The 10751-nt window shown below is 50.5% G+C and carries 6 protein-coding genes; 3 read left to right on the top strand and 3 right to left on the bottom strand.

Going from position 1 to position 10751, the window contains the following annotated elements; all coding sequences use genetic code 11:
- Nucleotides 1–345 precede the first annotated feature (345 nt).
- Entirely contained in the window at nucleotides 346–1821 is a 1476-nt protein-coding gene (locus C8N45_RS22575) for a tetratricopeptide repeat protein (protein WP_245882826.1), read from the bottom strand.
- A 171-nt stretch (nucleotides 1822–1992) separates the two neighbouring features.
- Between C8N45_RS22575 and C8N45_RS22570 the strand changes: the two genes are divergently transcribed.
- Nucleotides 1993–2403, top strand: coding sequence for a hypothetical protein (locus C8N45_RS22570; RefSeq protein WP_108389265.1), 411 nt, complete (start codon nucleotides 1993–1995; stop codon nucleotides 2401–2403).
- Between the two features lie 144 nt (nucleotides 2404–2547).
- Here the strand turns inward: C8N45_RS22570 and C8N45_RS22565 are convergent, their stop codons facing one another.
- Nucleotides 2548–6438 carry a hypothetical protein gene (locus tag C8N45_RS22565; RefSeq protein WP_108389263.1) on the bottom strand — a complete coding sequence of 1297 codons (3891 nt, stop codon included), beginning with the start codon at nucleotides 6436–6438 and terminating at the stop codon, nucleotides 2548–2550.
- Nucleotides 6439–7080: 642 nt separating this feature from the next.
- Between C8N45_RS22565 and C8N45_RS22560 the strand changes: the two genes are divergently transcribed.
- Nucleotides 7081–9360 carry a GmrSD restriction endonuclease domain-containing protein gene (locus tag C8N45_RS22560; protein ID WP_108389261.1) on the top strand — a complete coding sequence of 760 codons (2280 nt, stop codon included), beginning with the start codon at nucleotides 7081–7083 and terminating at the stop codon, nucleotides 9358–9360.
- Nucleotides 9361–9540: 180 nt separating this feature from the next.
- Here C8N45_RS22560 and C8N45_RS22555 read toward each other — a convergent pair whose 3' ends face one another.
- Nucleotides 9541–10125, bottom strand: coding sequence for a terminase small subunit (locus C8N45_RS22555; RefSeq protein WP_108389259.1), 585 nt, complete (start codon nucleotides 10123–10125; stop codon nucleotides 9541–9543).
- A gap of 278 nt (nucleotides 10126–10403) precedes the next feature.
- Between C8N45_RS22555 and C8N45_RS23480 the strand changes: the two genes are divergently transcribed.
- On the top strand, nucleotides 10404–10751 hold a 348-nt coding region (locus C8N45_RS23480), incomplete at its 3' end, for a hypothetical protein (RefSeq protein ID WP_211095504.1).

Below are 10751 nucleotides of genomic sequence, written 5' to 3'. Positions count from 1 at the left end.
CCACAGTCGAGCCAAGCCAAAACCTCACACCCTGGCCCGCATCAGAAAATCTTCATCATAGGAGACCTTCGCTGCAGATTGCATAGAGGTCTGCTATGCGGACTTTGCCGCCGTTGCCCTGTCGGGTGTTTGCTGACGCAGCATCCGCTCGCGACTGCGGCGTGGTTTTCGCTGTGAAGCAGCATGTGTCGCCAAACCGGCCGTTGAAAGTCAGCCCGAGGGGCCGAATTCAATCCACCTGTTCGCCGCAACGTGGATCGACCAACGAGGAGCGGGACTTTGCGGACATTCTCACTTCAGCTAACGCTGGCCCCTCTCAACCTGATCAAAAAAGTTTCCGCGATTTCAGGCAAAGCCAGCAATGGGCGCACTCTGACTGAAGATCGGGCGTCGTGCTATTGCCGTTCGATGCGCCTCTGGAGCATGCCCGGATCTCAACAGCAGGTTCAGGTAAGTCAGCTCCAACAAGTCGCGCTGCGCCCGGCTGCCTCCGAGGCGAGCGTGATCCGCCATGACCGGCGTTAGGTGTTGCAGTGCAGCCGTCCAATCCTGCCGTGCGATCGCACGCCAAGCTTGTGCCACAGGGCGTACAAGGTCTGCCGCAAAACCCGACTGCGTTTCGGTCAGGACCGCAAGGCGTTCTCCATCTCCAGCCATGGCATGGGCCAGCGCGCTGTGAATGTCGGCAAAACTCATGCCCGGATTTGGAAAAAACTGTGATGCGTATTCGCTCAGATCTCTCCAACGTTCGGGCGGCACTTTTAAACCTGCAATCTCAGAACGATACAGAAGAGCAGCAGCGTCGGTCAGAACATTAATTGGCAGTGAATAAGACACAGTGGGCGCTATCGCTCCGTCGTAAATCGCCCAAAGCTCCGCTTCATCCTCCTGCTCCAATGCCCATAAAGCGCGATGCCAGCTCAAATGGCCGTGCAACAAGGAGCGCGTATCATAATCCGAAATCCAGTCGGCAAGGTAGGCGCGACCAGCCTCCCCAGACCCCTGTTCGTAGAGTGTATGCGCTTTGAAATGCGAGGCATTCGCGTTGGCATTGTTCAAGGCGAGAGAGCGGTCCATCATAGACATTGCCTCGTCGAGCCGTCCAACTTCGCACAGCGCCTGACCGTGCACGCTCATGATCCACCAATCCGCGCCCAACGCATCAAACAGTTTGGTTGTGTAGGCAAGTTGCGTGCTTTCCCGACCCGGTTCGCCAGACATCCCAATCAAGCCGAAAATATTAGTGCAGATCTGCGCGACCAAGACATCGCGCGGGTGATTTGCAGTGTGTTCCTGAACTGCGCCTCGGGCTTCGGACACACGGCCTTGAAGTAAGAGGTCGAAGACTGCGAGATGGCTCTCCTCGCGTTCGGTTAATCCTGACGCAAAGGAGCGGGCCGAAGCAATTGCCTTTTGGGCGCCAGGCATATCGCCGTCGTACATTCGAGCTCGAGCAAGTCCAACATGACCGAGGGCAAAACCGGGATCGGCCGCGACGGCTGCTGAGAATGCAACGCTTGCTCCAAATGTCGCTGCAAGGATGTGGTCAATCCCTTTGACGTAGGCATCCCGCGCATCTGGCAAGCTGGTTGTCAATGTCAGCCCAAATCGATCAGTCAGCATTAATACACTCCCATTTTCTGCATATCGCATATCCGAAAATCGTTGCTCGCAATTGATTAACGCTAGCACAAAAACTGAAACTCTAAACATTGATTTGAATGCGCGACTGTTTTGAGGACAGACCTGATGGCCAACCGGATGCTCGGCATAGGCAATTTCAGCTTTGGGCTCTTCTGACACCTTCGCCGCGTGATCCACGAACGGCAGGTCTTAGATGAACAGCCATTCTCTGCACCGTACATGAACACGTAAGACGCGGGACTTTGTGGACATTTTTGCAGATATGAGGGAAAAATTGGTGACGGCAACTGCCCCGGGTCATTCTGGGTCAAATGCAACCCAATGGAAATCGGATGGAATTGACCGCCTATGAGAAACCTGATTATGGGAACAGCAATCTATACGCTTGTGATATTCCCTATCACGGCCATATGGCATGTCCTCGTCTTTCAGGAGCTATATACAGAGCTTGGATACTTCAAAGAAAAGGAAACCGTTCTTGCTGCGGCTGCTGGACTGGTTAATATCCTAGTGCAAGGTTTTGTCTTGGCGGCCCTGTTCCTGAGAACGCATTTCTTTGGTACCGGTTTCTCAGGCGGGTTGAAGTTCGCCGGGCTCGTTGGCGCGTTCTACTTCTCCGTCCAAGTTATTAATTTCGTGGTCCGGAAAGAAATCTCTGACGTAACAATCTTTGTTTTGCTTGAGGCGGTCTATATGGCTTTCCAGTTTGGGATATATGGCCTCTTGATGGGGGTCTTTGTGAAGCCCCGCCATGTCTGATCAGGGCTCGTTGCCGCCGTTAGCCGCAAACCTGCTAAACGGTCTCGATTTGATCCGCATGAACGGCCCAAAGCAGCCATTCAAACACCAAAGGGTGTGTAGCCGCTTCGGTTTCAAAAGCAGACATGATATACCTAAAAAATACTATCCTCGTAGCTCTGCTTCCCGATTTGCTTCCCTTCTTTCTTCTTGCACAATACTTGTGCTTAGGCTCCGGACGCAGTCGTTGGCCCATTTTCTAACTATTGGGTTTTGGCTGTTCCTAAGGCTCTCAAAAAGCGGAACTAGGGGTTTTAATCGAGAAGAAAACGGACCCCAACTTACACCGGAAAGCAATCTGCTATAGATTCCTCCAAGCTGAGAAACGTCGGATGCATAGGTTTCGATCAACGAAACAAGCTGGGCAGTCCAAAAGAGACTGCTCTCGTCTCCTTTTTCGACTAACTCGATCCATTCAAGCACGAATTCAAGCCGCTCGTTGGGCTTCTCACTTATCCAATTCAGATAAATTTCCTCGGGGAGATCATTCAGAATTCCAGCTTGGCCGGGCGTTCGATCCGAACCTTTTAGAAGGTTATGTAACCGCCACTCTGTTAGGGCATCTGCATTGTCAAATGCTACCAGCACTCTGTTCCACACCAAGGCGGGATCGTACTGCACAGCGAGTAATAAAACCTTGGACGCTGCATCATCCATTTTCAGCTGAACGTCATGTTCCGCTTTGGTTGCCAGTTCCAGCGAGCGATCACAAATGGCTTCCACGAACGCGTCGTCTACCTGATCCGAACCAAAGATTTTTTCAATGCTTGTTTCCCAATGATGGGCGTCCATTACCCCGATGGCCTCAACGGCGAAAATGTCGGGATGAGAGCAAAATTCCTTCACATAAGAAGCTTTTTCCACAAAGCTTTCGGGTTGTCCGTATCTGTACATAAAAACCAAGTCCAAGGCGGACCAAATTCCCTGCGGTCCGGTTTGTTTGATTGCATTTGCGAGCGGCAGAATAGTCTCGAAGTCATGATCGTCAAAGCCACGGCCGCAACTCAGCGTCGCAGCATGTCGTGGATCGCACAGACCATCCGTAACTAACTGGGCAACGCGTGACGCAATTTCAGAATCCATTTGAGCAGCTGAAATCAACGAAATGGCGTGACCGTCTAGTTCAGGCGTGCTCAAAGAATTCTCCAAGCAGGCCATTCCGACATCGCGAGATCGACTAAATCCCCCAGATATCATGCCACAAAATGTTTTTAGGCAAATTACCGTTTCTGTTGGGGGGCGAAGCGCCTCACAAGCCAAACCCATTAATGCTTCGGGATCCTCAACATGACTGGCCAGCGCATGTCCGAGCGCCCAAGCGCTGTTGAATTCACCGCGGACAATCTTGCCAACTAGCTCTGAGTTGTCTTTCGCATCTCTTGAAAGAGTGGAGACAATCTCGCGAATGCAATTTATTGCATACTCATGGTCTGTATCGTTCTCAGGGTCATACGGGACACCAATATCGTGGAAGTCTCCGGGCCACCCTCCGGACAAAAGCAACAGCTGGTCCACTTTGGAGTCTGGAAACAACTCGTCATACCAGTCACGCACTTGAGTGACGTAGTCCGCCGGAGCTTCTTTGCTGTCGAAGAAAAACCATTGGTTTATCGACTTAATTGGCTTGGTCCATGCAGGGTTTTCCTCAACAACCCTCGTTACTTGGCTTCGTAGATTATCGAAAATATTGGGGTACGAAAGCAATCCACGAATATTGCCTCCAAGATGCGAAGTAGCCCTTTCATACGTCTCAACGTTCGCTTCCAACGCGATATCGGTAAGTCGATCAATCGCTGCGTTGTAGAAGTCGAAAATATCTTGATAGATTGCGGGTTGCCAGTCTTGGAGGGCTGGTTCTGCGCCAATTCGCTCGTTGCCACCAGACCTTGAAAAGTGCCACGTATCCAGCATCTTGCCGAGCGCATCGATACAAACCGAGCTTACTCTGGCATCTTCATGCTTCAGCCCAGCATCTAAGATTGCTAGTCGTCTTGCAGGTTCAACCTCAGTGCCCGATAGGTGCAGTTGAAACAGTCCAACAAACTGTCCGTGAGCATTGTTCCCCCAATTTTCGTTCTCTGCCGCAGCCAGATCTAGCAATAGGTTGGCCGCCGGTTCAAAACTGTCATTTCGAAAAACAAGCTTTTCTAACGCCCAAACCGTATTGCGGCGACCGTCTCTGAACTCCAAGAGCTCATCGATTGATAAGTGGGAAAGGAATTTCTCAAATGTAGCTATTGCCAGATCGGGTTCCAGATGAACGAGCCGATCCATAAATTTGGAACCTTCGTCTGTGTTGAGCGCATCGATACTTGGTATAACTGTTTTGACAATACTCAATGCAAGACCGGCAACACGATGATCGAAGCTTAGCCACCTCAGCCGACTGAGCAATCTGAAACGCAAGTCGGTGCCGATCTTCTCAAAAAGCCGGGTGAGTTCACCCTCCGGCGAAGTGTCAAGCAATTGAACGGCCAGCCTTACTGCCAGTGGCTGTGGACGCGCTTCGGCAAAGTCCCCCACTCTCCCAACAATGCCACGATCACCAAATGCTGCCAAATTTCGAAAGATGTCTTTGGCCGATGTTTCCATAAAGCTTGCCAATTGCTCAAGCTCAAATTGCCTATCCCCTTCCACGCCGACAAGCGTAAATAAGCTCAAGAACTGTAACGCTCGAAGGGCTTCCGCATCTTCCTGTTCTTTCCCCCAGACAATCCGTTTCACTAATGCGTCAACCGAAACCAGCGCTGTGTCTCCGTTCTCCGCCGCTTCTGCTGCCACGAGAGCCATTCTGGGAAAACCTTGAGCTAGGTCGCGAATGAAGCCAACGTCATTCTTTGCGTTGGAATACGGGCTGCCTTCTACAATCCTTTTAATAAGATCATCTGAGGCGGGTAGTAGTTCGATGACAAGGTTTCCAAAGACACCCTGAGACCGGGTTTCTACATCCAAAGTGATCAGTTTAACTTTGGACCCCTTCCTTTGAGCTTTTTTGAATAGATCGTTGTGGGAACTGTCGGGACAATCATCGACGATCAGGATGCTTTCGGCTCCGCTTGAGACTAAATTTAAAGCAAGGCTACCTATGCGCTGAGAGACATCTTCAAAATCACAAAATACCACTGACGAAGTATCGAGTGTTGGGCTGCTATCATCTGTCTTCGAGAATAGTTCATGAACGACGCGCGTCTTGCCAAAACCAGACGGACCAACAACGCGAGCGGAGTTTCGGCCAGATGCAAAGAAGTGCTCAATCGCTGCCTGAAGTTGTTCAAAATTGATCGTTTCTTGATCGATCCCTAACTCAGATCTTAAAGCTCGGGCTGTGTTTCCTGTCAGGCGAAATCGTGGCTCTTCGCTGGTCTGGAACGCCACCTGCGATATGTCGCCATCTTGAGCCCATAGGTCGAAAGACTGCAGGCCCCCAAGGTCGACTTCTTGTAAAATGCTGTTTAGCCAAAGTGCAATTGCCGGGTGGGTGGAGGTCCAGTCAGATAACTTATTTGCGTCATAAATTCTAATACTTGATAATAAATCAGGGTTTTTGCCTGCGGCCCTTATGCCCTCTTCGATTTTGTTGACCCGATCCGTAACTTTGGTGCCGACTACGGCGCTGCCAGTAACGACAATGTAGGATCCGCTTGCATCTAAGGCTTCTTCCAGTGCCTCGTTTAGTTCAGCCGGATTGTCCGCGGTTCCTGTTCCCTTTTTCCAAGTTTCTTTCTTGCAGCCGGCGGGACCAGGATCACCTTTTTTACATTGAAAAATCGTATGCCTACTGGGCAGATAGTCTGTCTCGTTTACACCCCCGCTCCACGAGACGCGTCCGTCTTCGCCTCCGTCGGGTATGTGTATTTGCGTTGGGACATTCACATCCCTCAATGGGATGCCATTCTTCAACATTTCAGCTTTAGCGAGCCTGCGGAGTAGCTCCACTAGCAAGTGCTCGTCTAGGCGTTGGATTTGTTCCGGTGAAATCTCTAGGAAAGAAACCATTGATCTAAGCCTATTCTGCCAAAATAGAAAAGAAGGATAATGCGCGCCGTTCTCATTATCTTTGCCTTGGTGGCTGCCTTCAACCTAAAGCTGACGCGAGCATGAATTATTTTTGGTGAAGAAGCCAAGTTTGGGCTTTGGTCTGAGTCTGCTGAAAGACTGGCAATGATGTTCCATTGCCTGCCATTGGTGCAGGCCGCAGCGAACGACCGCAATCCGCCCCTTACAGCCAAAATGTACACGCCGCAGCATCCTGGTGGATCTCCTGGGCACCATTTATCTATATAAAATACATATAAAATAAATACTTAAATGTTTTGGCTGGCTTGGATTCCCCAATTATTACCCAATTTGCATTCAGCTCTAGAATACTGAGTAGAGGCTGATGCAAATGCACGTGGTGCAGGGCGACCACCGCAGCTTGGCTGTTAACAACAGAATGGGCGGGAACCGAACATTCACTGCAAGTCCAAAGATGTGTCCAACTATAGAAATAAAGCAGAACTTCATAGGCTTGGCTTTCTTGGTAGTCTGCGGTGATCACCTCGGATCGACAAGGAATTGGAACATGTTAAACATCAACCATAAGGATGACAGGTTGCCATCTTCACCATAAGTTCTTTGCAAAGGTATTAATTTTCTATGTCCCAAACGACTCAACGATTTTCCAGTGAAACTCCGCCCATCCATCACCTGATCCAAGAGATTGATATGGGAACATTGGGACTGCCAGATCTTCAACGTCCGTTCGTATGGAAAAGGTCCCGCATCCGTGACCTATTCGACTCGCTATACAAAGGCTTTCCTGCTGGGTATTTCCTGTTTTGGAATACGCAGAAGCAAGTTGACAGTCACTCAATTGGTAGCGGCACAGAAGCTCGTGAAAGCCAAAAAATGATTGTTGATGGGCAACAACGTCTGACCAGTCTTTACGCCGTGATGAAGGGCAAGCCGATCATCAATGAAGCCAACGAGGAGCAGTTGATTAAGATTGCTTTCAACCCGTTAACCGAAGAGTTTTCAGTAGCCAACGCATCATCAGACAACAACCCTGAGTTTATATCGAACATCTCTGACATCTGGGCATCGGGAAAGGGATCGTTCAGCTTCATCAACGACTTCATCAAACAGCTTCCCGAGACACTGGAGCTTGATGATGCCCAACGATCAATGATTGCTAACAACATCCAGCAGCTTGAGAACATTCGCAACTATCAGTTCTCTGTTCTTGTTCTGTCGGCTGAACTTGATGTTGATACGGTGGCGGAGATTTTCCAACGGATCAACGCAGGTGGTATCCCACTCAACTCTGCTGACTTCATCCTAACGCTGATGTCCGTTTACTGGGTTGAGGGCCGCCATCAACTCGAAGACTTTTCACGTCGGGCGAAAATACCCTCTGCGGATTATGTCGCATCGCCTTACAACGTCTTCCACGCACCAGCCCCAGATCAGATGCTCAGGGTTGCAGTTGGCTTGGGCCTGAAGCGTGGTGTGTTGCAAAATGCATATCAAGTGCTTCGGGGGCGCGACCCTGTTGAGAAAAAGGTCAAGGAAGACCTCCGCGATGCCCGCTTTGCCGACCTTCAAGACGCGCAGGCTAAGGTTTTGAACCTCACTGATTGGCATGAGTATATAACCTGCATCAAAGCCGCTGGGTTTAGGTCTAAGTCGATGCTGACATCGGCGAACAACTTCCTTTACGGCTATCTCATCTATCTGGTTGGTCAACATGAGTTTGGTGTTGAAAGACGGACCCTGCGCAATGTGATCAGTCGATGGTTCTTCATGAGTGCGCTTACTGGGCGATACACAGGCAGCCCTGAAACTGTCTTGGAGGCAGACCTGAGACGCTTTCAGCAGATAGAACGAACCCCCGATGCCTTCGTGCAATTGCTTGACACAGTGATTTCGAACCAACTAACGGATGATTACTGGCGTGTCACGCTACCCGAACAACTAGATAGCTCCAGTGCTTACAGCCCTTACTTGTTTGGCTACCATGCCGCATTGAATCTTCTTGGAGCTACGGCGCTGTTTTCAAACGTCAGGATCAGTGATCTCCTTGATCCCGCCGTGTCTGGAACGAAATCACCAGTTGAACGGCACCATCTGTTCCCAAAGGCATACCTACGCAGCATTGGCTTCAGCGGCACATATCGCCTTAACCAGATCGCCAATTATGCATTCGTTGAATGGGCGGACAACATTTCCATTTCGGACAACTCTCCCCAAGACTACTTCCCAGACCTGTTCAACGGACTGACGGACCAAGAAAAGGCCAATGCATCATACTGGCACGCGCTTCCCGATCAGTGGCATAGCTTGGAATACCTCGACTTTATCACCCAGAGGCGTAAGCTAATTGCTGACGTTATCCGCGATGGGTTCAAGGTGCTGACGGGTGATGTGGTTCCGAACAAGAGCACAAACGCCGAACCCTCAGTCGCAGAACTGCTGGCCAACATGGAAACTCTACGTATTGAGTTCAAATCTACCGCACGTGTGCCGCTTTCGTCCGATGTGCCAGAGAAGGTCATCAACGAAGGCGTCATCAAGACGGTAGCTGCATTTATGAACTCTGAGGGCGGAACACTTGGTATCGGAATATCCGATGATGGTGATCTGTTAGGCATTCAACCTGATCTCGATTTCAAGAAGCAGGACTTGGATGGTTACCAAAACTGGCTGTCCACGCTGTTCATGAATGCGATGGGCCAATCTGTAGTTGCCAAAGGTGTGAATATCCGCTTTGAAACCGTGGACGACTGTGTGATGTGCTTAGTTGATGTCAGAAAATCATCCTCGCCCGTCTATGCGGATACGATCAAGGGCAAAGAAACATTCTACGTTCGCGTTGGGAACACGACACGCATCCTGGCTGGAGCTGAGATGGTGAAGTATTCTAAGGACCACTTCTAGAGGGGTTCGTCGCCTCCGACCTCAATCCGTATTTCTCTTTGCGCGGCAAAGTCCCTCAAAGTGAGAGTTTTGTTATGTATGGATTTTGCAGTGGCAGCGAATGTCCAACCTCATGGCGCGAGCCGCGGCGATTAACCGGACCGGCCTTCTACCTGTGCTGATGATGTGCCGCCGCGACGGTCATTTTCCGCGGTTCTTAGGCTTGCGCATCGGTGCCATGCTGCCTCGCTTAGAGATTTCGCGCAGGGCGTCTGCTAGTCGGTCTGTGGTTTGGTTGGCGGACTTGTCACCCATGCCCAGATACATGCCAAGCTTCTCAAGAGCCTTGAGGCGATCGACGGGCTTGATCTTGATGGTCAACACCTCATGGTCTGGCTTCTTGTCTTCGCCTTCACCCTTGCTTCTGGTCACTTCGCGCCTGACAACCGTTGTCGCCTCGCTGATCAGATCAAGATCAGCCTCGGTGCAGTCGCCTAGATTGATCTGCGGATTGCCGTCAGCGTCAACGCGCAGGAACCGTGACATGCCGGTGAAGGCAACGCGCTCATACTCTGCAATCACTTCATCGAGGGTCTTGGCCGCGCGCTCTGCAGCAGCTGCTGACAATTCAGCGATGCGATCAATCACGTTCTGTTTTGATCTAAGTGTAGATGCGTTGCCCCGATGCTGTTTATATCCAGCCGCTTCATAAGCTGCGTCTTGAGACATGCCTTTGGCTATGCCTTGAGCGAAGTTCTCATGCTTGATGTTCTTGAGGACGCCCATGACCGCTGCTGTATCCCTTATGTTGTTTATATTTTACATATCACCCTCTAAATATACTATATGTTGTGTCGTGGTTAAAGGTCATGCCTTGATGCATAGCCATGAAAAAGCCCGCCATACAATCAAGCAGGCGGGCTTACAGAAGACCTCAAACTTACGACCGTCTTCTAAGCCTATTCTTATCACCCCAGTCCTAAGCGGACACCGGACATGCCTATAGGCATTTGTCCTGTCCGTCCGCCTGTTTTAGGCTTCTGCAACAGCGGACATTTTCAAGAATGTCCTGCAATGTCCTGTCCGTCCGCCTTTTCCATGATGGAAGTTTGCATTCTAGCATCGAGCGTCAGATAGACGTCATCCTGCACAGTCATCATGCCGTTTTCGGTCATCTGTTTGCGCGCACGCTGAAACGCCTTTTGCTTTGCCTCTTGGGTGTCGCCTGTGTGCTTTGCATAGAAGGTCTTGCGCCATTCATTGATGTGGACGCCTCGAAACGCACCATCATCCCAAACGCCATGCTTCTCCGCTGCATCTGTCCGTCGTCAGGGTTTTTGGGACCAAGAGCGTCCGAACCTAAGAGAGAGTTTGGCTCATCTGTTTGGTTTGATTATGCGGCGTGCTGGCGG

The organism is Yoonia sediminilitoris (assembly GCF_003058085.1).
Classification (GTDB): Bacteria; Pseudomonadota; Alphaproteobacteria; order Rhodobacterales; family Rhodobacteraceae; genus Yoonia; species Yoonia sediminilitoris.
Note: the sequence above shows the minus strand (reverse complement) of the source record. Positions and strands in the feature narration are given on the sequence as shown.